Origin of the sequence: Longimicrobium sp. (assembly GCA_036389795.1) — a bacterium.
GTDB lineage: Bacteria > Gemmatimonadota > Gemmatimonadetes > Longimicrobiales > Longimicrobiaceae > Longimicrobium.
The window spans coordinates 16,795-40,581 of record DASVWD010000071.1; the positions used below are offsets into that span (position 1 = coordinate 16,795).

The following is a 23,787-nucleotide window of genomic DNA, read 5'->3' on the forward strand; positions in this document are numbered from 1 at the left end:
ACGAGGGAGCGTGCCCGCGGCCAACGCGCAGCTACGAGCGGCCATTCCAGGTCTCCGGGGCCGCCGCGGGGGAATGCTCCGCACGTGGCACGGCTCGTGTTCAGAGGCCGAGTCCCGGGCGGCGCCTCACCCCCCACCGGCCCGCGTCCATTCCTCTCCATCCAGCCCCGCAGATCCGGCATGCTCCCGAGTGCGAGTCCCCCCGTGCTGTTCCAGCGGCTTCCCGACGGTGCGGTGCTGTTCGACGCCGCCAGCGAAGTCTACTTCGGCCTCGACCCCGTGGGCGCCCGGGTGTGGGAGCTCCTCACCGGAGAGGCCGGCGGATCGCTGGAGGAGCTGTGCGCGGCGCTCGCGCGCGAGTACCCCGACGCCGACCCCGCCGCAGTGCGGGCCGACGTCGAGGAGCTGCTCGGCGAGCTGGCCCGCCACGGGCTGGTGATCCCTTCCCCCGCCGGAGCCGAAGATGCGGCGGAGCTCGCAGGGGCGCGCCCGTAAGCCGGCGGCGCGGCGCGCGGCCGCGGCGTTCGACGTGGCGTGGGCCTGGTGGGCGCTCGCGCTCGCCCGGCTGCAGGTGTGGCTGCGCCCCACCGGGCGGCTGCTGGGCTCCGACGAGCCTCCCGCCGCGCCCGCCGCCGCGCCGCTGGCCCGCGAGCGCGCCGTCCGCCTGGCGCGCGCGGTGGACCGCGCCGCCCGCGGGCCGCTGCGGGCCACCTGCCTGGTGCGCGCGGTGGCGCTGCACCGCCTGCTGCAGGCGTCGGGCGTCGACGGCAGCCTGGTGCGGATCGGCGTGCGGGCCGAGGGCGGGCGCTTCGCGGCGCACGCGTGGGTGGAGTACCACGGCGCCGCGCTGGGGACCGACGGGGCGCGGGCGCGCTCCTTCCTCCCCCTGGCGCCCGAGGCCCTGGGGCCCGGCGCGGAGTTCGGCCGGTGAGTGCCCTGGTCGCGGTCTTCGGGGCGCCGGACGCGCTGCCGGACGACGCCGGGGTGCGGCGGATGCTGGCCGCCGCGCGCCGGGGCGACGGCCCCGCGGCGCTCCACCGCCAGCCTGGGTGCGTGCTGGCCGTCCGCCGCCACGCCTGGGAGACGGCCGACGGCTTCGGCGGGCCGGCCGCGGTGGTGACGGAGGACGGCCTGACCGTGGTCACCGACGCCACCCTCTACCACCGGGACGACCTGCGGCGGGACCTGCGCGCGCGGGGAGTGGCGCCCTCCGGCGACACCCCGGGGCACCTGGTGCTGGCGGCGTACCGCGCCTGGGGTGAGCGCTGCCCCGAGCACCTGGAGGGCGATTTCGCCTTCGTGCTCTGGGACGCCCGCGCCCGCCGCGCGGTGTGCGCCCGCGACTTCGCGGGGAAGCGCCCGCTCCTGTACGCCGAGGTCCCCGGGGCCCTGGTGGTGGCCTCCGCCGCCGGCGCCGTGCTGGCGCACCCGGCCGTCTCCGCGGAGCTCAACCCCGCGTCGCTGGCCGAGGCCGCGGCGGGGATGTGGGCGGGGAGTGACGAGACCGCCTTCCGCGCCGTGCGGCGGCTGCACCCTGCCCACACGCTCCGCTGGGAGGGGGGCGCCCCGGCCCGGACCGCGCCCCACTGGTCGCCCCCGGCGATGGGCTCCGCGCGTGGGCCCGCCTTCGACGAGGCCGCGGAGGAGCTGCGGGAGCTGCTCGTCCGCGCGGCCGCGGAGCGCCTCCCCGCCCCGGGGCCGGCGGCGGTGTGGATGAGCGGGGGGTGGGACTCGACCGCCGTCTTCGCGGCCGGTCAGGACGCGCTCCGCTGCGAAGGCAGGGGCGGCGGCGCCCTGGAGGTCGTCTCGGTCAGCTACCCGCAGGGCGACCCGGGGCGTGAGGACGAGCTGATCCAGGCCGTCGCCGGGCACTGGGGGCGGCCGGTCCACTGGCTCCGGATCGGCGAGATCCCGATGCTCGGGCGCGCGGAGGAGCGGGTGGCGGCGCGCGACGAGCCCCTGGCGCACGTCTTCGAGACGTGGAACCGCGCGCTGATCGGGCGGACCCGCGAGCTGGGGGCGCGGGTGGCGCTCGACGGCAACGGGGGCGACCAGCTCTTCTTCACCAGCAACGTGTTCTTCGCGGACCTGCTGGTGCGCGGGCGCTGGCGCGAGCTGCGGCGCGAGTGGCGGGTGAAGGGGGGGACGCGCCCGCGCGACTTCTACGACAACGCCGTCCGGCCGCTCCTCTCCCCGGGCCTGGCGCGGCTGGTGGCGGCGCTCGGGGGCCCGCGTCCTGACCCCGTCTTCGAGCGCCCGGTGCCGGGGTGGATCCCGCCCGCCTTCGCGCGGCGGCACGGCCTGGCGGCGCGCGAGCGGGCGCACAGCCCGCGGCCGCCCTGGCGCGGCCTGGCCGAGCGCGAGGCGTACTGGTACCTGACCTGTCCGCACTTCGCCCGGGCCTACGGGCTCCTCTCGGGCTTCGCGCTGGAGGCGGGGGTGGAGCTGCGCTCGCCGCTTCTGGACCGGCGGGTGGTGGAGCTCGCGGCGGCGCGCCCGCGCCCCGAGCGCAACGCCGGGCGCGAGGTCAAGCGCCTGCTGCGCCGCTCCATGCGCGGCCTCCTCCCCGACGGGGTCCTCGCTCCGCGCGACGCCAAGACGGGGACGCTGGACGGCTACTTCGCCCGCTCGATGCAGGGGGGCTTCCCCGCGCTCGCCGAGGCCGCGCTCTCCGGCTCGCCGCGGCTGGCCGAGCTGGGGATCGTGGAGCCCGGGGCCTTCCGCGCCGGACTCGAGGAGTACGCCCGCACGGGCGACGGCTGGCTGGGCTACGCGCTGCACCAGACGGTGCAGGTGGAGCTCTGGCTCCGCGCCCGCGAGGGCGGCACACATCGTTTCGCGCCGGCCGGGGCGCCGGAAGCCTCGCTTCCGCGCACCCGCGCGCCGGCACTCACAGCCGCGGCCACTCCGGGCCGCGCACCGGGCGCAAGCCCGGTCCACCCGCGACCAGGAGGTGTCGCGTGTACACCAAACCCACGCTGACCCGTTTCGGGACGCTCCGCGAGCTCACGCTCTGCGGCGCGAGCGCGCCGCTCGACGGCGGGCCCTCGAACGGGAACGGCTCCACCAACTTCAACTGCGGCACCAGTGGTGGAGGGGGGAGTCACTCGTAGTCCGTGTGGCTCCCCGTGGAGGGCCCCTCGGGGCCCTCCACCCGTCCTCACCCTCGCAAGATCGACATGCCGGACTACGCTGTCTTCGGCGGCCTCCTCCGCTCCGAGCTGGAGCTCATGGGCGTTCCCCCCGCGGGCGAGGGGAGGGACGCGGACTGGCGCCTGCGCGTCGTCCGCCGTCCTCCGCCGCCCACCGCCCACGCCCCCGAGGCCGAGGTGGGCGAGGACGGCTACGCGGTGCGGCTCTACCGGCTGACGGACGGCTGGCGGCTGGCGTACGCCGACACCGGCACCTACGACGTCTCGGCCGGCGGCGCCCGCATCGCCTGGCACCCCGTCCCCGGCGCCCTCCCCGAGCTGGTGCAGGCCGACGTGCTGGGGCGGGTGCTGGCGCTGGCGCTGGGCGCGGCGGGGGCGCTCCCGCTGCACGGCAGCGCCGTGGCCCTGGACGGGGAGAGCATCGTTCTCCTCGGCGAGAAGCACCACGGGAAGTCCACCCTGGCCGCCGCGCTCACCGCGGCCGGCGCCCGGCTGGTCTCCGACGACATGGCGGCCGTGGAGCCCGGCCCCCCCGCGCTCCTGCGCCCCGGCGTGGCCCAGCTGCGCCTGTGGGCCGACAGCGCACAGAGCGCGCTGGGCGACACCCCCGCCACCCGCTCGGGGGGGATCAAGGACACCCTCTCGGGGCTCCCCGCCGAGCGGGTGGAGACGGCGTCCACGCGGCTCGGGGCGATCTACGTCCTGGCCCCCGAGGCCGCGGATGGCGAGGGCGAGCCCGTGGCCCGCGTCCCGCTCGCCCCCACCGAGGCCGCGCTGGCGCTCCTGGTGCACGCCAAGCTGGGCGCCCTCCTTCGCGGCCCGCTCGCCGCCGAGCACCTGCGCCGCGCGGCGCAGGTCGTCCGCCAGGTGCCCGTCTACAGCCTGCGCGTGGTGCGCGGCCTGGAGCGCCTCCCCCGGGTGGCCGCCCGCGTGCTGCAGTGGCACGGCGCGGCGGCGGCAGGGCGGCCGGAGGCGCTGCCGTGATCGCCGCCGCGCCCCGCGCCTCCGCCCGGGTGGAGGGCGCGCCGCCGCCCCCGCGCGAGGCGGTGGTGCGGCTGGAGGGGCTCGCCAAGAGCTTCCCCGTGCGCCGCGGCTGGCGCGAGACGCTCCTGCACCCGCGCTCCGGGCGCCTCGCCCCCGCGCTGCAGGGCGTCACCTGCGACGTGGCCGCCGGCGAGCTGTTCGGGCTCCTGGGCCCCAACGGCGCGGGGAAGACCACGCTCTTCCGCATCCTCTCCACGCTGGTGCTCCCCGACGCCGGCACCGCCCGGGTGGGCGGCGCCGACGTGGCGCGCGAGCCCGCGCGGGTGCGCCGCCTGCTGGCGCCGGTGCTCACCGACGAGCGCAGCCTGAACTGGCGCCTCTCGGCCCGCGAGAACCTGCGCCTCTTCGCCGCGCTCTACGGCCTGTCGGGCGCCGCAGCCCGCGCCCGGGTGGACGAAGTGCTGCAGGTGGTGGAGCTGGGCGACGCCTCGGAGCGGCCCGTGGGCGGCTTCTCGTCGGGGATGAAGCAGCGCCTCCTGCTGGCGCGCGCGCTCCTGGCCCGCCCGCGGGTGCTGCTGCTGGACGAGCCCACCCGCAGCCTGGACCCGATCTCGGCCCGGCGCTTCCGCGCCTTCCTGCGCGACGAGGTGGTGGGGCGGCGGGGGTGCACGGTGATCCTGGCCACCCACGCCGCCGACGAGGCGATGGAGCTGTGCGACCGGGTGGCGGTGCTGGACCGCGGGCGCCTGCTGGCGGTGGGCCCGGCCGAGGAGCTCTCCCGCCGCGCGGGGCGCGAGCGCTACCGCGTGTGGACGCGCGCCCCGGAGCACCCCGCCTTCGCCGTGCTGGCGCGGCGCGGGCTCCTCCGGTCGCCCCGCGCGGGCGAGGCGGGCGAGGAGGGGTGGGCAAGCGTGGACGCCGAGGTCCCCGGCGGCGAGGAGGGGGCGGCCGCCGTGCTGGCGGCGCTCGCGGCCGAGCGGGTGCCGGTCTCCCGCTTCGAGCGGGTGCGGCCCACCCTGGCCGAGCTGATCGAGCGCATCGTGGAGGAGGCCGCCCCGTGAGCCGACCCGTGGGCGCGCTGGTGCGCGCGGCGTTCCTGACCGACGCCAGCTATCGGGTGGCGATGCTCACCTCGCTGGCCGGCCTGATCGCGACGACGATTCCCGTCTACTTCATCTCCGGGGCGATCCAGCCCGTGGTGGCCGAGTCGATCGCCACGCAGGGGGGGCAGTACTTCGCCTTCGTGCTGGTGGGGATGATGGCGGTGAACTTCGTGCACTCGGCGTGCAGCGCGCTCCCGGGCGCCGTCTCGTCCGGGATCCGCAGCGGCACCCTGGAGGTGATGCTCGCCACCCCCACCCCGGTGCCCACCCTGCTGGCGGGGATGGTGGGGTACCCGCTGATCTGGACACTGCTGCGCGCCGCCGTCCTCCTGCTGACCGGCGCGGTGCTGGGCGCGCGCTTCGCGCCGGGGGGCGCGCTCCCGGCCGCGGCGGTGCTCGCGCTGATCGTGCTGGCGTACCTCCCCTTCGGGCTGCTGGGGGCGGCGCTCCTGCTGGTGTTCCGCACCACCGGCCCGGTGCTGCAGGGGGTGGTGGTGCTCTCGCTCCTGCTGGGCGGCGTCTACTATCCCACCGAGGTGATCCCGGCGCCGCTGCGCGTGTTCTCGAGCGTCCTTCCCCTCACCTACGGCCTCAGGGCGCTGCGGCGCACGCTGCTGGACGGCGCGCCCCCCGCCGCGGTGGCGGGCGACGTGGCCGCGCTGCTGGGCTTCACGGCGGTGCTCCTGGCCGCGGGCTCGCTGGCGCTGGCGGCGGCGCTGCGCCACGCGCGGCGCCAGGGCACCCTGGCGCAGTACTGAGCCGTGCCGCGCCATCCGCCCCTCCTCCCCGAAGCGGAGCTGCTGCTGCTGGCCGCGCGCGGCCCCGAGGGCGACGAGCGCTTCCGCGCGCTGCTGGACACGGGGCTCGACTGGGACCGGGTGGCGGCGCGGGTGGAGCGCGACCGGGCGCACGCCGCGTTCTGGCGGCGGGCGGCGGCCGCCGGGCTGGAGCGGATCCCCCCCGAACCCCGCGAGCGGCTGCGCCGGCTGGGCCAGGTGGCAGCCTTCCGGCAGGCGCGCCTGGAGGAGCGGCTGGGCCAGGCGCTCGGCGTGCTGGAGGGCGCCGGCGTCGAGGTGCTCCTGCTCAAGGGCGCGGCGCTGGCGGTCTCGGTGTACGGCTCGTTCGCCGAGCGGCCGATGGCCGACCTGGACCTGCTGGTCCCCGCCGACCAGGCGGAAGAGGCGCAGCGCCTGCTGCTGGAGGCCGGCTGGGTGCGCGCGGCGCCGGTGCCGGCCGAGCGCCTGGACGCGCTCTACGCAGGGCACCACCACCTGGCGCCGCTGGCCGACGCGGGCGGCACGGGGGTGGTCCTGGAGCTGCACACCGCCCCGCTCCCCCCCGGCCATCCGTTCCGCCTGGACGCCGCCGACCTCTGGCGCGAGTCGCTCCCCGTGCGAGTGGGCGCCCGCGCCGCGCGCGTGCCCGACCTGCACCACCAGGTGCTGCACCTCTGCCTGCACTTCGCCTGGGCGCACGCCATGGAGTCGGGCGCCTGGCGCACGCTGCGCGACCTGCGCGCGCTCTCCGCCCGGGAGGGGCTCGACTGGGGGCGCGTGGCAGCCCTGGCGCGAGATGCGCGGGGGGCGAGCTGCGCCTACTGGGCGCTCCGGCTGGCGCGGGGGCTGGTGGGCGCGCGGGTGCCGGACGGGGTGCTGGAGGCGCTGGCCCCGCGCGGCTCGCGGTGGAGGCTGGACCTGCTGGAGCGGCACTTCGTGGCGACGCTCTTCGGCGGGGCGCGCTGCCCCTCGCCGCGGGTCACGCGCGCGCTCTGGGAGGCGGCGGTCGCGCCGGGGCGGAGCGGGCACGGCGCGGCGCGGCCGTGGCTGCGGCAGGAGGCGTTCGCGGAAGCCGGGATCGCCGCGGTGGACGCCGGGGCGCGCGCCTCGGCGTGGGGGGACTTCGCCGGGTGGCGGCGCTACCTGGGGACGCTCCTCTTCGCCGCGCAGGGCGGGGTCGGCGTCCTGTTCTGAGCCGGGGCCGAGTCGTTCGCGGCTGCACGAGGGATGCGCGCCCCGGAGGGTCGGAACGGCGGTGCGGGAGCCAGCCGATTCCGTCGTATCCCGGCCGATCCTCAGCCGGCGAAGCCCTCCAGGATTTCGAGCATGTCCGCCAGGTGTCCGCGGATGTCGGCCAGCGCCGCCCCGTCGGTGAACCCCGGCTCCCTCTCCTTCAGGGCCCGAGCCACCTCTGGCAGCAGGGGTTGGAAGGCTCCGCCCAGTGCCAGACCCAGGGTGTTGCTCGCGTGGCGGATCCTGTCTCTCGCGAGCTTCCGCGTTTCCCTCGCCTGCACCATCTCCGCCAGATCGGATTCGATGCGGCCCACCACCTCGGCCCCGGCCGCCATCAGGTCGCGCAAGTACAACAGGTCCTTGGCTCGTTTGGGATTCGCGCCTCCCTGACGGGCTTGCCGGCGTGCGAACGTCGACGACTTGTTGACGACGTAGGCTCCGAGAGTGGGAACCCAGATCTCCAGAGACACGCCTCCCGCGGGCGTGGCGGCCGGGATCGCCAGCCGTCGCCGGAAGCGGCGCATGAAGTCCAGGCCGCCGAGAGGTATGGCGCCCATCCCGTTCTGGGCGGTCACGGGGACGACGGCCCCTTCCTGCCGGCTGGCCCCCTGATGCGGAACCAGGAACTCTATCTTCTCTCCACTCCGAACATCGCGCTCCCACACGGCGAGACCGCCCTCTTCCACGGCAGGACGGAACCCCGCCTTGCGCAGGATCTCGGGGATCGAGGGGCGGCCCGCGGGGAGAAGCGGGCGATCCACCAGGACATCCACCTCCGCGGTGAGGGACGTGCTCGTCATCCACGAGGCGAATCCCCCGTACCGTTTGTAGAGATACGGCACCCAGCCGCCGACGATCACGAGCTCGTTGAGGTACGGCCGCAACTCCCACACGATCCGTCGCAAGGCGGCCTCGTAGGGCGAGAAGTCCATTTCACGCGAAGAGGTGCTGAGCGTCGATGATGTGCTCGGCCTGCTCACGGCCTCTGAGCGGATAGTGCCAGAGGTCGAGGGCGAGCTGCAGGTCGCTCACCACCGGCAGACCGCCGATCTCCCGCATGCCGTGCCAGACGGAGTCCCGGTAATACGGCTTCATCAGAACGAGCCGACCCTCCTCCGCGACCGGCCATCCCTGGTTTTCCGCCAGATCCAGCAAATCGCCCGTTTTTTCGACGTCCACGTAGGCGTGTACGCGTTCCCAGCTCGCGTGAGGCGCGACGAGAGACGCTCCGGCATGCATCGTCAGCGCCCACCTGTACGCTGCGAAGACGCTCCGCGAGCGTCGCAGGAAGCGCATCGGGTCTCCGAGTGGGGCGTTGAGGGCGATGCTCTGGTTCTTCACCCAGTCGTACGCGCCCGTCCAGAGCGTGAACAGACCGCGCGGCTCCGTCAGCCGGATATGGGAGCCACGTCCGATCCGCCTGAGGGTGACGATCCTGTGCCGCAGCAGCTCGCGAACAATCCTCGTGACGGTCGCGGGTCCGACGCCGGCCGCACCAGCGAGCTCGCGCACCCCCCAGGACCGGTCTCCGGTCGTAAGCAGCGTTCGTACGACCAGGGAGCTCCGGTCGGCAAAAGGATCGAACGACGGGTACGCCGATTTCCTCCGCGGCGGGGGTGGAATCCCGCTCCGGTCGACCAGCAGGTTCGGGAAAGTCAGGTGCACCGTTCCCCGCAGGTCGACGAAGTTCTTCCGCTGGTTCCGGAGGCGGTCGTGAAGTCCCTTTGTTGCGCCCGTTAGAATCCAGACCCTGGCCGGATCGTCGCTCAGGTCTGGCTCCGCATGGGTCCAGAGTACGAATTCGAGGGGGATCGCCTCTCCCCCCTGGAACTCGATCACCGCGTCGTGTCCAGGCTCGTTGCTCGCGGCCCGGACGGACGCGCTCGGACTCAGAGCCTCTTTGACGAGCAGAAAGGCATCCCGCTCGGGACGATGGGAGCTTCCATTGTGTTGTTTCATCTATCATCCTTTGTTTCATATGTATGAAACGATAAAGCTATGGTGAAACAGTTGTCAAGGTCCATGCTCCGCCTGTCGCACGGATGATGGAAGCCCCGGCCGGGATGAACCGGCCGGGGCTTCGTCGCGTGTGCAGATCCGTCGCGGAGGGCTGCTACCGCAGCAGGTTCTTGGCGATGGTGTTGAGCTGCATGTTGCTGGTGCCCTCGTAGATCGTGCCGATCTTGCTGTCGCGGTAGTACTTCTCCACCGGGTACTCGCGGGTGAAGCCGTAGCCGCCGAACAGGTCGATGCACGTCGACGTGATGCGCTGCGCCACCTGGCTGCTGAACAGCTTGGCCATGGCCGCCTCCTGCAGGAACGGCTGGCCCGCGTCCTTGAGGCGCGCCGCGTTGTACACCATCAGCCGCGCGGCCTCGAGCTCGGTGGCCATCTGCGCCAGCTGGAACTGCACCCCCTGGAAGTCGCCGATCCGCTTCCCGAACTGCTCGCGCTCCTGCACGTACTTGATCGTGGCCTCGAGCGCGCCCTGCCCGATCCCGATCATCTGCGCGCCGATCCCGATGCGGCCCTCGTTCAGCGTCTCGATCGCCGTCTTGTAGCCCTTCCCCACCTCGCCCAGTACGTTCTCGTCGGGGACGAACACGTCTTCCAGGATCAGCTCGGTGGTGGAGGAGGCGCGGATCCCCAGCTTGTCCTCCTTCTTCCCCACCGAGAAGCCGTCGAAGCCCTTCTCCACCACGAAAGCCGTGATCCCCTTGTAGCCGGCCTGCGGGTCGGCGTTGGCGAAGACGATGAACACCTCGGCCTCGCCGCCGTTGGTGATCCACAGCTTGCGCCCGGTGAGCCGGAAGCCGCCGTCGGCCCTGGCCGCGCGGGTCGCGAGCGCGAAGGCGTCGGAGCCCGAGCCGGCCTCTGAGAGCGCGTAGGCGCCCACCTTCTCGCCGGCTAGTTGGGGGAGGTACTTCGCCTTGAGGTCGCCCGAGCCCCAGCGCAGGAAGGCGTTGTTCACCAGCGTGTTCTGCACGTCGACGAACACGCCCACGCTGGCGTCCACGCGGCTGAGCTCCTCCACCACCAGCGCGGCGGTGAAGAAGGACAGGCCGGCGCCGCCCAGCTCCTCGGGCACCTCGATCCCCATCAGCCCCAGCTCGAAGAACTGCGGGACGAGGCCGGCGTCCATCTGCTGCGCCTCGTCCATGGCGTGGACGCGGGGCCGCACGTCTTCTTCCGCGAACTGCCGCACGGCGTCGCGGAACATCTGCTCGTCTTCGGAGAGCACCGTCAGCGGCGCGCCGCCGGCGGCGAGGTCGACCGTAGCCATCGTCGCATTGAAGTCGTTGGAGGATTCCGCTGCCCCGGCCGAACGCGCCGGAGCGGTCGAACGTGTCAATCTAGCAACCGCTTGCGCCGGTCGAAAGACGCGGCCCGGGCGTGCGCCGCATCGCGTCGCAAAGGCGGCTAAAGCCGCGGCTACAACTACAGAAAGCCTCGCCAACCCCGCGAGGCTTCAACCGCACACCTCTTCGATCTCCCGTACTTCGCACTTCGTACTTCGCACTTCGTACTTCGCACTCCGTACCCCCGGCACGCGCGGTGCGTACGAAACCGTCCCCGTCGGCCTGCGTAGTCCCGGCACGTCCGCCGGGCGCGGTCCGGCGCATCCCAATCGCTCACCACGGGGAGACGGTCATGCAGAACAATCCCAACGATCCTTTCGCCCAGCCGGGCTCGGGCGACGCGGCGGGCGGTGATACGCCGGGCACCCCCGACTCGCACGGCGCCGGCGGATACGGCGGCAGCACCGGCGGCTCCGGCCTGGGCGGCGGCACCGGCTCGACGGGCGGAACCGGCTCGACGGGCTCCTCCGGCGGCGCGGGGTCGACCGGCTCCACGGGCGGAACCGGCTCCACCGGCGGCGGGACGGGCTTCGGCGGGTCCACGGGCGGCACCGGGTCGACCGGCTCCACCGGCAGCGGGACGGGCTTCGGCGGGTCCACGGGCGGCACCGGATCGACCGGCGGCTCCACCGGCGGCGGAACGGGCTACACCGGCGGTTCTACCGGCGGGACCGGCTCCACTGGCTCCACCGGGTCCACCGGGTCCAGCGGCTCCACCGAGGCGGGGACGGGCTACACCGGCAGCTCCACGGGCGGAACGGGCTCGACGGGCTCCACCGAGGCGGGGACCGGCTACACCGGCAGCTCGACCGGCGGCACCGGCTCGACGGCCGGCACCGGCTCGCCCGGCGGCACCGGCTACACCGGCACGGGGACGACCGGCGGCTCCACCGGCGGGACCGGCGGCGGGGCGGGCGGGAGCGGCGCGGGCGGGCCGTTCTGGGAGAGCACCGGGACGGGCGGCGCCGGCGGCGCGGCCGACGAGACCGGCGGCGGCACCGGCTCCGAGGGCGGCCGCGGGCGTGGCGCGCGCGACGCGTTCGAGGACGTCGGCGCGCGCATCGAGTCGATCTTCTCCGAGCTGCGGCCGAAGCTCAAGAGCGCCTTCCAGGACCTGGACGCGAAGATCGACAGCGCGCTGGAAGACATCAAGCCCAGGGTGCAGGAGGCCCGCGACCGCGCCAAGCCCAAGGTCGACGAGTTCATCTCCGAGGTGCAGCCGCGCATCGACTCGCTGCTGAAGCGCATGCAGAGCGCCATCGACAACCTGCGCAGCGAATTCGAGTCGCGCTCCGACCGCGCCGAGGCCCGCCACGAGGAGACCTCCGGCACGAGCGACGCCGGCGCCACCCCCGCGGGCGAGCTCGGCACCAGCTCTACGGGCTACACGGGCGGCGGCTCGACCGGCACCGGCGGCGCGACGGGCTCCACCGGCTTCACGGGCGGCGGCACGACCGGCTCGGCGGGCACGGGTGGTTCGACGGGATCGACCGGGTCGACCGGCTACACGGGCGGCGGCTCGACCGGCTCGCCGGGCACGGGTGGCTCGACGGGATCGGTTGGGGGCACGGGGTCGGCCGGGTACACGGGCGGATCGACCGGGACGACCGGCTCCACGGGGAGCACCGGGTCCACCGGCGGCGCCGGGACGGGCGGGGCCACGGGCGGCAGCACGCCGGGCTACACGGGCTCGACGGGCGGCGGCACCTCGGGCGGCTCGTCCGCGGGCGGGTCCACGCCGGGGACCACCGACCCCTGGCCCGCGTCCGCCGAGGACAGCAAGCCCGGCGACCCGCCGATCGAGGACACCTTCGGCCCGCGCTCCGGCGCCGGGGGCACCAGCGACGACGACTCCTGACCGCCGGGGGAGCCCGGCGCAAGCCGTTCCCCGCCGGATCGTCGGCGGAGGCGCGAGGGAGGCCCCCGGCGGGCCTCTCTCGGTTTTTGCCGATTTCCATCCTTCGCTCTGACCTCTTACGGCGCTTCGCCGCCCCGAATTCGCCGTAAGAGCGAGTGATCTGATACGGGATTTGACGGCAGACGATTTCTGTCGTATACTCATTGCTCCAACACCGAGTCCAGCGCCGTCCCCACGCAGCCGCCGCGGGCGCCCACGCCCGGCCCCACCAGGCCACCAGGCGAACAACTCCCTCGCGCGGTCCCGTTCCCCCACGCGCCGCCCTCGCTCCGGTTCCGCCGGCCGAGAGCGCGTGCGCCTTCCGGCTGGCGCCTTCCGACCCACCCACGGCCCCTGGCGGCCGCGGCCGTTCCAGCACACCCCAGCCCACCAGCTCGGAGACACGTGCACACACCAGCAACGCTCCGGCGCGTCCTCGCGCCGGCCCTCGCCTGCGCTGCCCTTGCCCTGGCGGCCTGCGACCGCGGCGGGGGCACCCTCGTGATCGGCACCGCCGGGCCGTTCAAGGAAGGCTACGCCACCATGGTGCGCCGCGCCGTCGAGATGGCCGTGGACGAGGCCAACGACCGGGGCGGCGCCGGCGGCAGGCGCCTGCAGGTGCTGGCCCAGGACGACGAGGGCGACGGCGTGAAGGCCGGCGCCATCGCCCGCGGCTTCGTCGAGAACCCCGACGTGGTGGGCGTGGTCGGGCACGCCAACTCGGGCGGGATGGTGGGTGCCGCCTCGGAGTACGACGGCGAGCTGGCCGCCGTGGTCCCCAGCGCCACCAGCCCCGAGATCACCGGCATCTCGCCCTGGGTGTTCCGCGTCACCGTCAACGACAGCGTCAACGGCGCCAACCTGGCCCGCTTCGCCGCGCGCATGGGCAAGCAGCGCGTGGTGGTGCTCTACGAGAACAACGTCTACGGGCGCGACCTGGCCCGCGCCTTCCTGGCCGCCTACCCGGGCCGCCCGATCGGCGTGGACCCGATCGCGGGCGACGGGAGCAAGGTGGAGCCGTTCGTCTCCTACTACCGTCAGGTGGCCCCCGACCTGGTGTTCGTGGCCGGCACCGAGCCCTCCGGCCGCGCGCTGCTGCGCGAGGCGCTCCGGCAGGGCTTCCGCACCCAGTGGCTGGCCGGCGACGGCTGGCCCGGCGTGGCCGCCGACACCGTGGCCGCCGAGGGCGCGCTGATCGCCACCCCCGTGCGCCTCGACGACCGCCCCGAGGCCCGGCGCTTCGCCGACGCCTTCCAGGCGCGCTACGGGGTGACCCCCGACGCCAACGCCGCCATGGCCTACGACGCCGCCAACCTGCTCATCCAGGCGATCGGCGAGGTGGGCGGCGACCGCAAGCGGATCCGCGACTGGCTGGCCGGGGTGAAGGAGGGGCGCGCCTACCGCGGCGTCACCGGCGAGATCCGCTTCCGCGCCGACGGCGACCCCGAGCGCGGCGGCTTCGTGATGACCCAGGTCCGCAACGGCGCCCTGGTGCCCCTGGAAGGAGGTGCGCAGTGAGCGAAGTCGTCTCGCGGGTGAAGATCCGCACCCGGCTGCTGGGCGGCTTCGGGGTGCTGCTGGTGCTCCTGCTCGCCGCCGGCGCGGTCGGGTGGAGCTCGCTCAGGGTGCTCTCCGGGCACATCCGCTCCGCCAACCAGGGCGTCGAGCAGGACGCCCGCCTCTCCACGGCGCTCGCCACCAGCGTGGCGCGCGAGATCGCCGTGGCGGCGCGCTACATCGAGGAGAACGACCCCGCGGCCGCCGTGGCCTTCGACTCGCTGCGCTGGCAGACGCACGGCACGCACCGCACGCTGCGCCGCCGCGAGATCCGTCCCGACGACAAGACCAGGCTGGTGGGGATCGACCAGGCGCTCTCCGACGCCGAGGTGCGCTACGTGGTGGCGCGCCGGCTGATGGAGCTGGGGCGCGTGGACGAGGCGAGAGCGCAGACCGACAGCGCCCGCGCCATCGAGGCCGCCATGCTGGGCGACCTGGAGAAGCTGGGCGACGCCAAGGCCCGCCGCCTGGCCGACTCGGCCGCCGGGCTGGAGGAGTCGGCCGGGCGCTCGGCGCTGGCCCTGGTGGGGCTCCTGCTGGTGGCGGTGGCCGTGGCCGTCTTCGTGGTGGTGCGGGTGATCCGCTCGATCTCCGCCCCGCTCGACGACCTGGCGCACCACGCCGAGCGGCTCTCCGACGGCGACCTCACCGCGCGCACCGCCGGGCACTTCCCCGGCGAGCTGGAGCTGCTGGCCACGGCGATGAACCGCACCAGCGAGTCGCTGGCCCGGATCGGCGCGGGAGCGGCCGGCGCGGCCGACAGCATCACCCACTCGGCCGACGACCTCTCGGCCATCTCCGAGCAGCTGCGCGCCGCCGTGGGCGAGGTGACGCGCTCCATCACCCAGGTGTCCGACGGCGCCGCCGACCAGGTGGCGCAGCTGCGCCGGGTGGACGAGGCGCTCCGGACCATGCTCTCGCGCGCCCAGGCCGTGGTGGCCGACGTGCGCGAGGTCTCCTCGCTGGCCGCGGCCATCGGCGACGTGGCGCGCGAGCGGCGCGAGGAGACGGCCCGGACGCTCGGCACGCTCATCAAGATCAAGTCGGCGGTGCAGGAGGCGGCGGCCGAGACCACGGCGCTGCACGGCGCCATGACCGACATCACCGATTTCGTGAAGACGGTCAACGACATCGCCGAGCAGACCAACCTGCTGGGGCTGAACGCGGCGATCGAGGCGGCGCGCGCCGGCGCCGAGGGGAACGGCTTCGCGGTGGTGGCGGGCGAGGTGCGCAAGCTGGCCGGCCAGGCGCGCGCCGGGGCCGAGAACATCGCCCAGATCACCCGCGCCATCACCGAGCGGGTGAACGGCGCCGCGCGCACCATGACGGCGGGCGCCGCGCACGTGGACGAGATCGAGCGGGTGGCGCACCAGATCGACGCCGCGCTGGCCACGATCCTGGACGCCGCCGAGCGCACCCGCGTGGCCGCCGAGAGCGTCACCGAGGCGGCGGAGCACAACGCCGAGGCCGCGGTCGACGCCGCGGGGGGCGTGGCCGCCGTGGCCGAGACGGCCGAGGTGCACGCCGAGACCGCCGAGGGGGTGCGCGCCGCCACCGCGCAGCAGGAGAGCGCGGTGATGCTGGTGAGCGAGGCCACCCGCCGCCTGATCGGCAGCGCGGGCGAGCTGCGCGACCTGGTGGGCGGCCTCAGGGTGGACGGATCGCCCGCCGACGCCGGCCCGATCGCCATCCCCTTCGCCGGGATCAAGGACGCGGAGCCGGAGGACGACCTCACCCGCCGCCGCCGCCGCCACCGCCGCTCGCCTTCCCCCGAGGAGCTGGCCGAAGCGGAGGCCTGACCCCTGGGTGCCGGCCGTACCGGCCGGCGCACCACGAAACAGGACAAGAATCTGGAGCGCCTCTCCCCGACCCGGGAGGGGCGCTTCTTCTTCCTCTGGCTACCCCGAAATAGTTCTGATTCGGAGGGGGTAATTGCGGGCATGGCAGGAAATGCTTGACTTTCCCGCCGCCCGGCCACTACCATCCGTTTACACTCCCACACCGGCATCCCGTGTTCACGGAGAGCGTTTCCGCTCTTCGTACGCAGATCGTATTCAGCCACGTAGAGAACAAAATTTCCATATTGCGGCCAGTACGGCTGCAGCTTTCCGTCGTCCTTCACCCCCTGGGGACGGCGCCGCGGACCCACGGGGGGAACTCACCCAGGAGGACGTATGAGACGAACGGCTCGGTTCCTCTTCCCCACGGTGGTCGCGCTGGCGCTCGCCGCCTGCGCCGACGCGCCGACGCCGGTGCCCGCCCCCGACTCGCCCGCGCTCTCGGTGCAGGCGGGGAGCACCGACGTGCGCGACCGCTGGATCGTGGTGTTCAGGGACGACGTGGCGGACCCGCGCGCCCTGGCCGCGCGGCTGGTGTCGGAGCACCGGGGGACGCTGCACTACGCGTGGGAGCACGCCATCCGCGGCTTCGCGGCCACGCTGCCGCCGGGTGCGGCCGAGGCGCTCCGCCGCAACCCGGGCGTGGCGTACGTGGAGCCCGACGTGGTCTACACCCTCGAGGAGACGCAGGGCAGCGCGCCGTGGGGGCTGGACCGGATCGACCAGAGGTCGCTGCCGCTCTCCGGCACCTACACCTACCAGGCCAAGGGCGAGTTCGTGCGGGCCTACGTGGTGGACACGGGGATCCGGACCACCCACAACGACTTCGGCGGCCGGGCGTCGGTGGGCGCCGACGTGGTGGGGGGCACCGGGGCCGACTGCCACGGCCACGGCACCGGCGTGGCCGGCGTCCTCGGCGGCAGCACCTACGGCGTCGCCAAGCGGGTGCAACTCGTCGCCGTGCGCGTCTTCACGGGGTGCACCACGCCCGCGGCCACGGCCTCGGCCGTGGTCACCGGTCTCGACTGGATCCGGGCCAACCACGTGAAGCCGGCGGTGGTCAACATGAGCCTGGGCTCCACCTCGGGGAGCACTGCCGCGGTCGACCAGACGGTGCAGGCCCTGATCAGCGAGGGGGTGCTGGTGGTGGCGGCGGCGGGGAACAACAACGGCGACGCCTGCCTGGTCTCTCCGGGGCTCAACCGGACCGCCCTGACGGTGGGCGCCACCGGCTCGGGAGACGGCCGCTGGGTGGCGAGCTCGACCTCGGGGTCCAACTGGGGCGGCTGCCTGGACGTGTTCGCCCCGGGGGCGAACATCGTCATGCCGTCGATCGGCAGCAACACCGCGACGGCCACCCGGACGGGGACCTCGTTCGCCGCCCCGCACGTGGCCGGCGCGGTGGCGAAGTACCTGGAGGTGAACCCCGCCGCCACGCCGGCCCAGGCGCACGCCTACATCGTCGACAACGCCACCGCCGGGGTGGTGACGAACGCCGGGTCCCAGTCGCCCAACCGGCTGCTCTGGAGCGACCCCGCGCTCCGCCGCGCCGTGGCCTCGGTGACGGTGTCGCCGGGCGCGGTGTCGGTGCAGGTGGGCTACGGCGCGCAGCTCACCGCCACGGTGTACGACGCGCAGGGCCGCGTCATCACCGGGCGCACGGTCTCCTGGTCGTCGGCGAACACCGCGGTCGCGTCGGTGACCTCCGGCGGCGTGGTGATCGGCAACGCGGTGGGGAACACGACGGTGACGGCGACGGTGGAGGGCGTCGCCGCGGCGCCGGTGGCGGTGGAGGTGACCCCGGCGCCGCCGCCGCCGTTCACGGTGGGCGAGATCGGCGTGCAGCAGCCCGCGCCCGCGTTCGGGACGTGCGGCCACTACGTGAGCGTGAGCGGCGGGACGCAGCCCTACTTCTACGCCTGGTACGTGAACGGCGTCCAGCAGCCGACCGACGAGTCCGGCGGGATGCTCTACACCAACGACGGCAGCACGTACTTCGTCTCCGTCGACGTGTCGGACTCGGCGGGCAACTCCGGCCACAGCGAGCGGTGGGTGGAGGTGGCGCCCAACCCGGGCGGGATGGCCTGCCTGCAGTAGCCGCGGCCGGATGGTAGACCGATGCGGATCGGGCACCCGGCTTCCGGGTGCCCGATCCGCTCTCGTCTTCGGCAGGCCGCCCGATCGCGATCTCCCTTAGTGAGGATCAAGGACGCGGAGCCGGAGGACGACCTCACCCGCCACCGCCGCCCGCCGGCGAGCATGGAACTGGCCGAGGCGCAGGCCTGACGCCGCGCACGATCCACGTCATACAAGCGCCCCTCCCCCGCGGGAGGGGCGCTTGCGTTTGCCGACCGGCTCCGGTGACATCCACTCCCTTTAAAGCGGTCTGTGCATCGCCTCGAAACTCGATCCTACGCGCGGTAAATCCACGGTGAAAAATTGATCTAAATTATTGCCAGGGCTTGACTTGCGTAATATTGAATGCTACATATGTTTCCAGACACGAATCGCGCCCGCCCTCCGCGGCGCGATCAGGCCTGCCAATGCACACCCGTGCCGCTGCCCGCGGCCATGGCAGGCCAGCCAGTGCCCTCAGCCACATACAGGACATTGTTTACGCACGCCGGGACCCGTGCCGGTCCCGGCGGGCGTAAGCAGGAGCAGCACCGTCCTCACCCCCGGGGACGGCCGCCCACCCTCGCGGGGGAAACGCTCAAGGAGTACGCATGAGACGAACGGCCCGATTCCTTTTCCCGGCCGCCCTGGCGTGGCTGGCCGCCGCCTGCACCGACGCCACGCAGCCGGCTGCGCTTGCGCCGGAGGCGCCGGCGGCGTCCGCCGCCGTGGGCCTGGACGTGCGCGACCGCTACATCGTGGTCTTCGACGACCGTGTGGCCCGGCCCGGCGACGAAGCGTGGGAATTGGTCCGCGCCCACGGCGGCACCCTGCACTTCGTCTACGAGCACGCCCTGCGCGGCTTCGCGGCCACCCTGCCCCCCGGCGCCGCCGCCGCGCTCCGCCGCGACCCGCGCGTGGCCTACGTGGAGGCCGACCAGGTGGTGCGCGCGGCCGGCGTCCAGACCGGCGCGCCCTGGGGGCTCGACCGCATCGACCAGCGCGCCCTCCCGCTCAGCGGCGACTACACCTGGTTCGCCAGCGGCGCCGGCGTGAACGTCTACGTGGCCGACACGGGCATCCGCCTCACCCACGCGGAGTTCGGCGGGCGCGCGGCGTTCGGCGCGGACATGGTCATGGACGGGCAGAGCGGCGACTGCAACGGCCACGGCACCGGCGTGGCCGCCCTGGCCGGCGGCGCCACCTACGGCGCGGCCAAGCAGGCGACGCTGCGCTCGGTGCGCGTGCTGGGGTGCAACGGGTCGGGGACCACTTCGGCCTTCGTGGCCGGGATCGACTGGATCCGCTCCAACCACGTGAAGCCGGCCGTCGTCAACGCGAGCCTGACGTTCGCCGGCACCAGCGCCGCGTCCGACGAGGCGGTGCGGAACCTGCTCGACGCCGGCGTCCTGCTGGTGGCGGCCGCGGGGAACAGCAACGCCGACGTCTGCGCCATCTCGCCGGGGTGGCAGGCCGGGGTGCTCACGGTGGGCGCCACCGACGCGGGCGACACGCGCTGGTCCTCCTCCAACTGGGGGTACTGCCTGGACGTGTTCGCCCCCGGCGTCTCCGTCCTTTCCGCCAGCGGCGGGAGCGACAACGCCACCGCGACCCGCAACGGCACCTCGATGGCGGCGGCGTACGTCAGCGGCACCGTCGCCCGCTTCCTCCAGGCCAACCCGGGCGCGACCCCGGCCGACGCGCACGCCTTCGTGGTGAACAACGCCACCGCCGGGGTGGTGCTGAACCCCGGCAGCCTCTCGCCCAACCGCCTGCTGTACGTCGACCCGGTGCTCGGTATGCCGCCGGTGGGCGCGAACGTCACCGGGCCGGGCACGGTCTCCAGCGTGGGCACCTACACCTGGCAGGCGGGCGCCACCGGCGGGGACGGCTCGTACGCCTACACCTGGGAGTACCGGGTGCAGGGCGCCGCCGTCTGGACGGTGGTGGGGACGGGGAGCTCGTACGCCCGCAGCGTCGCCGCGTCCGACCCGTCGTTCGAGCTGCGCGTGACGGTCACCTCGGGCGGCCTCTCCGCCTCCGACACACACCTTGTCGCGGTCAGCATCACTCCGCCCTCGGCGAACATCACCGGGGCGAGCACGATCTCCAGCGCGGGCACCTACACCTGGCAGGCGAACGCCACCGGCGGGGACGGCTCGTACGCCTACACCTGGGAGTACCGGGTGCAGGGCGGCGCCTGGTCGGTGGTGGGGAGCGGGAGCTCGTACGCGCGCAGCGTCGCCGCGGGGAACCCCTCGTTCGAGCTGCGCGTGACGGTCACCTCGGCGGGCATGAGCGCCTCCGCCTCGAAGCTGGTCACCGTCAGCATCGCCGCGCTGTCGGCGAACATCACCGGGCCCAACTACATGTACGGCGGCACGTCCGGCACCTGGTACGCGAACGCGTCGGGCGGCACCGGCACGTACACCTACCAGTGGCAGTACCGGGCGGCGAGCAGCACCACGTGGAGCAACGTGGGGACGGCGAGCTCGTACACCCGCAGCGTCGGCTCCCTCGCACCGTCCTTCTACCTGCGCGTGATCGTGACCTCGGGAGGCGTAAGCTACACCTCCGCCCAGTACTCCGTCACCGTCGAGCCGGCCGAGACCGAGCCGGTCGACCCGACGCCGATGTGCGGCAAGTACTACTGCTGACCCCGGCCGCGCCGGAGGGAAGCCCCTTCGGCACGAGTGTCGTGAGCCGCCCGCCGGACCTTCCGGCGGGCGGCTCGTGTACCCCGCTGGCCCCGGCCGGCGCGGCGCGCTACTCTGATGGGTCCCGGCCGACAGACCCCGACACCGCTCCCATGCACCCGATCCCGCTCCGCGGCGCCCGGCGCGCCGCCTCCGCGCTGCTCCTGGCGCTCGCCCCGACCGTCGCCGCCGCGCAGCAGCGCCAGGTCACCTACGAGGTCTCCTTCCCCAACGCCGTGCACCACGAGGCGGAGGTCACCGCCACCTTCCACGGCGTCCCGCGCGGCCGTCCGCTGGAGGCGCGCATGAGCCGCTCCTCGCCCGGGCGCTACGCGCTGCACGAGTTCGCCAAGAACGTCTACAACCTGCGCGCGTTCGACGGGGCCGGCCGGCCGCTCGTCGTCACCCGCCCCAACCCGCACCAGTGGGACGTGGCGGGGCACGACGGCACCGTGCGCGTGACCTACACCCTCTTCGGCGACCGCGCCGACGGGACGTACGCGGGAATCGACCGCACCCACGCCCACCTGAACATGCCGGCCACCTTCCTGTGGGCGCGGGGGATGGCCGACGCGCCGGTCCGCGTCACCTTCGCCCGCCCCGCGGGGTGGCGGGTGGCCACGCAGCTCGCGCCCACGGCCGACTCGGCGACGTTCACCGCGCCGAACCTGCAGTACTTCATGGACTCGCCCACCGAGATCTCCCCGTTCACGCTCCGCACCTGGCAGGTGCGCCGCGCCGACGGGACGCCGCAGACCGTGCGCCTGGCCGTGCACCACGCGGGGACCGAGGCGCAGGTGGACTCCTTCGCGGCGCTGGCGCGGAAGGTGGTCGCGGAGGAGATCGCCATGTGGGGGGAGCCGGCGGGGTACGACTTCGGCACCTACACCTTCATCGCCGACTACCTGCCGTGGGTGAACGGCGACGGGATGGAGCACCGCAACTCCACCATCCTGGTCAGCACCCGCTCGCTCGCCACCCGCCGGGAGGTGCTGGGGAACCTGGGGACGCTCTCGCACGAGTTCTTCCACTCGTGGAACGTGGAGCGGCTGCGCCCGCGCTCGCTGGAGCCGTTCGACTTCGAGCGCGAGAACATGTCGGGCGAGCTGTGGCTGGCCGAGGGCTTCACCAGCTACTACGACGACCTCTTCATCCGCCGCGCCGGGATCTACAGCGACGACGAGTACGCCGACGCGCTCTCGGGGACCGTGTCGGACGTGGTCACCGCGCCGGGGCGGCGGTACTTCAGCGCGGTGGAGATGAGCATGCAGGCGCCGTTCGTGGACGCCGCCGTCTCGATCGACCCGCAGAACCGGCAGAACACCTTCATCTCGTACTACACCTGGGGCGCCGGGATCGGGCTGGGGCTGGACCTGACGCTCCGCACCCGCTTCCCCGGCGTCACCCTGGACGACTACATGCGGGCCCTCTGGCGCGACTTCGGGCGGCACCAGACGCCGGCGCTGGCCCCGGCGCGCCCCTACACGCTGGCCGACCTGCGCCGCGTGCTGGGCGAGGTGACGCGCGACCCCGCCTTCGCGGCAGACTTCTTCCAGCGCTACGTGGAGGGGCGCGACGCGGTGGACTACGAGCGCCTCCTCGGCGCGGCCGGGTTCCTGCTGCGGAAGGCGAACCCGGAGCGGCCCTGGTTCGGCGCGCTCTTGGACGACGCGCCGGACTCCAGCGGCGCGCTGGTGGTGCAGACGCCGGTGCAGGGCGGGTCGCTCTACCCGGCGGGGATCGACCGGCTGGCGGTGATCCGCGCGGTGGACGGGGTCCCCACCCCCACCAGCGACTCGATGGTGGCCGTGGCCCGCCGCCGGCGCGTGGGCGAGACGGTGCAGCTGGAGGTGGAGCAGCGCGGCGAGCGGCGGACGATCCCGGTGGTGCTCGCCGGGAACCCGGGGCTGGAGGTGGTCACCTACGAGAAGGCGGGGCTCCCGGTCACGGACGCCATGCGGGCGCTCCGGCGCGGCTGGCTGGGGTCGAAAGCGGCAAGGGCGGAGGATTGACCATGCGCGGGACTCTCACGACCCTCACGACGATGGCGGCGATGGCCCTCACCCTGGGAGCGTGCAACGGCAGCGGGACCGCCAAGGGCGAGGCGGCCGAGCCCGCGGCGCCCACCGTGGCGGCGGAGCAGGTGCGCAGCTACCCGCACGACCCCGCGGCGTTCACGCAGGGGCTCGTCTTCCACGACGGCCAGCTGTACGAGAGCACGGGCCGCTACGGCGAGAGCTCGCTGCGCCGGGTGCGGCTGGAGACGGGCGAGGTGCTGGAGAAGGTGGCGGTGCCCGAGCGGCACTTCGCCGAGGGGCTGGCGCTCCTGGGCGGGCGGCTCTACCAGCTCACCTGGCAGGACGGGATGGGCTTCATCTACGACGTGGGGACGCTCCGGCAGCAGGGCACCTTCCCGTACGAGGGCGAGGGGTGGGGGCTCACCACCGACGGGACGTCGCTGATCCTGAGCGACGGGTCGAACGTGCTGCGCTTCCTGGACCCGGCCACCGCGGCGGTCACGCGCACGGTGGAGGTGACCGACGGCGGCCAGCCGGTGCACCAGCTGAACGAGCTGGAGTGGGTGCGCGGCGAGGTGTGGGCGAACGTGTGGCACGACCGGCGCGTGGCCCGCATCGACCCCGAGACCGGGCGGGTGAAGGCGTGGCTGGACCTGTCGGGGCTGGTCCCCACGCCCCAGCCCACCGACAACGAGGCGGTGCTGAACGGGATCGCCTACGACCCGGCGGCCGACCGCCTGTTCGTGACGGGGAAGCTGTGGCCCACGCTCTTCGAGATCCGCGCCCCGGGGGTGGGCGGGGGCGCGAACGCGGGGCGCTGAAACCATCGCGGGGGCCCGAGCGTACGACAACGCCGAGCAAGAACCGTCGACCCGAACCGCCAGCTGACGATGCTACTCCTCCTCCGCGCCTTCTTCAAGACGGTGGTCCTCGGCCTGATCATCAAGGTCCTGGGCCGCTTCTTCCCGATCCTCCTGCGCTTCCTCCGCCTGATGCGGTAGCGGGACCAGGGGTCGGCGATACAAGCTCCGCCGCCGGGCGCCTGCGCGAGACGCAGGC

At 74.1% G+C, this 23,787-nt stretch carries 18 protein-coding genes; 15 read left to right on the forward strand and 3 right to left on the reverse strand.

The window, feature by feature from the left end:
- The first annotated feature begins 180 nt into the window (after positions 1-180).
- The 8 genes from VF746_09050 (at position 181) to VF746_09085 (ending at position 7,209) form a co-directional block, all read left to right on the forward strand.
- Entirely contained in the window at positions 181-495 is a 315-nt protein-coding gene (locus tag VF746_09050; protein ID HEX8692552.1) for an HPr-rel-A system PqqD family peptide chaperone, read from the forward strand.
- On the forward strand, positions 464-931 hold the full coding sequence (locus VF746_09055; protein HEX8692553.1) for a lasso peptide biosynthesis B2 protein: 468 nt from the start codon (positions 464-466) through the stop codon (positions 929-931). The genes VF746_09050 and VF746_09055 overlap by 32 nt, the downstream gene beginning before the upstream one ends.
- Positions 928-2,982, forward strand: a complete 2,055-nt coding sequence (locus VF746_09060) for an asparagine synthase-related protein (protein ID HEX8692554.1) — start codon at positions 928-930, stop codon at positions 2,980-2,982. Before VF746_09055 ends, VF746_09060 begins: the two co-directional genes overlap by 4 nt.
- The gene (locus VF746_09065) at positions 2,961-3,113 is read left to right on the forward strand and encodes a lasso RiPP family leader peptide-containing protein (GenBank protein ID HEX8692555.1); all 153 of its coding nucleotides are present in this window, start codon (positions 2,961-2,963) and stop codon (positions 3,111-3,113) included. The genes VF746_09060 and VF746_09065 overlap by 22 nt, the downstream gene beginning before the upstream one ends.
- 66 nt (positions 3,114-3,179) lie before the next feature.
- Positions 3,180-4,136 (forward strand): hypothetical protein, encoded by a 957-nt coding sequence (locus VF746_09070; GenBank protein HEX8692556.1) that lies wholly within the window; start codon positions 3,180-3,182, stop codon positions 4,134-4,136.
- Positions 4,133-5,197, forward strand: a complete 1,065-nt coding sequence (locus VF746_09075) for an ABC transporter ATP-binding protein (protein HEX8692557.1) — start codon at positions 4,133-4,135, stop codon at positions 5,195-5,197. Before VF746_09070 ends, VF746_09075 begins: the two co-directional genes overlap by 4 nt.
- Positions 5,194-5,997 carry an ABC transporter permease gene (locus VF746_09080; GenBank protein ID HEX8692558.1) on the forward strand — a complete coding sequence of 268 codons (804 nt, stop codon included), beginning with the start codon at positions 5,194-5,196 and terminating at the stop codon, positions 5,995-5,997. Before VF746_09075 ends, VF746_09080 begins: the two co-directional genes overlap by 4 nt.
- 3 nt (positions 5,998-6,000) lie before the next feature.
- On the forward strand, positions 6,001-7,209 hold the full coding sequence (locus tag VF746_09085; GenBank protein HEX8692559.1) for a nucleotidyltransferase family protein: 1,209 nt from the start codon (positions 6,001-6,003) through the stop codon (positions 7,207-7,209).
- 101 nt (positions 7,210-7,310) lie between these two features.
- Here the strand turns inward: VF746_09085 and VF746_09090 are convergent, their stop codons facing one another.
- The 3 genes from VF746_09090 to VF746_09100 all read right to left on the reverse strand — a co-directional run bounded on the left by VF746_09090 (position 7,311) and on the right by VF746_09100 (position 10,531).
- A complete protein-coding gene (locus VF746_09090) occupies positions 7,311-8,153 on the reverse strand; it encodes a GSU2403 family nucleotidyltransferase fold protein (GenBank protein HEX8692560.1) in 843 nt (280 codons plus the stop codon).
- Positions 8,154-8,181: 28 nt separating this feature from the next.
- Positions 8,182-9,087, reverse strand: a complete 906-nt coding sequence (locus tag VF746_09095; protein HEX8692561.1) for a hypothetical protein — start codon at positions 9,085-9,087, stop codon at positions 8,182-8,184.
- Positions 9,088-9,361: 274 nt separating this feature from the next.
- Positions 9,362-10,531, reverse strand: coding sequence for an acyl-CoA dehydrogenase (locus VF746_09100; protein HEX8692562.1), 1,170 nt, complete (start codon positions 10,529-10,531; stop codon positions 9,362-9,364).
- A 368-nt stretch (positions 10,532-10,899) separates the two neighbouring features.
- Between VF746_09100 and VF746_09105 the strand changes: the two genes are divergently transcribed.
- The 7 genes from VF746_09105 to VF746_09135 all read left to right on the forward strand — a co-directional run bounded on the left by VF746_09105 (position 10,900) and on the right by VF746_09135 (position 23,549).
- Positions 10,900-12,465, forward strand: coding sequence for a hypothetical protein (locus VF746_09105; GenBank protein HEX8692563.1), 1,566 nt, complete (start codon positions 10,900-10,902; stop codon positions 12,463-12,465).
- A 444-nt stretch (positions 12,466-12,909) separates the two neighbouring features.
- The gene (locus tag VF746_09110; protein HEX8692564.1) at positions 12,910-14,022 is read left to right on the forward strand and encodes a branched-chain amino acid ABC transporter substrate-binding protein; all 1,113 of its coding nucleotides are present in this window, start codon (positions 12,910-12,912) and stop codon (positions 14,020-14,022) included.
- On the forward strand, positions 14,019-15,860 hold the full coding sequence (locus tag VF746_09115; protein HEX8692565.1) for a methyl-accepting chemotaxis protein: 1,842 nt from the start codon (positions 14,019-14,021) through the stop codon (positions 15,858-15,860). Before VF746_09110 ends, VF746_09115 begins: the two co-directional genes overlap by 4 nt.
- 375 nt (positions 15,861-16,235) lie before the next feature.
- Positions 16,236-17,996 carry a S8 family serine peptidase gene (locus VF746_09120; GenBank protein ID HEX8692566.1) on the forward strand — a complete coding sequence of 587 codons (1,761 nt, stop codon included), beginning with the start codon at positions 16,236-16,238 and terminating at the stop codon, positions 17,994-17,996.
- Between the two features lie 629 nt (positions 17,997-18,625).
- Positions 18,626-20,671: a S8 family serine peptidase gene (locus tag VF746_09125; protein HEX8692567.1), complete on the forward strand. Its 2,046-nt coding sequence runs from the start codon at positions 18,626-18,628 to the stop codon at positions 20,669-20,671.
- Positions 20,672-20,823: 152 nt separating this feature from the next.
- The gene (locus VF746_09130) at positions 20,824-22,722 is read left to right on the forward strand and encodes a hypothetical protein (protein HEX8692568.1); all 1,899 of its coding nucleotides are present in this window, start codon (positions 20,824-20,826) and stop codon (positions 22,720-22,722) included.
- Positions 22,723-22,724: 2 nt separating this feature from the next.
- Positions 22,725-23,549, forward strand: coding sequence for a glutaminyl-peptide cyclotransferase (locus VF746_09135; protein ID HEX8692569.1), 825 nt, complete (start codon positions 22,725-22,727; stop codon positions 23,547-23,549).
- Positions 23,550-23,787: the final 238 nt, after the last annotated feature.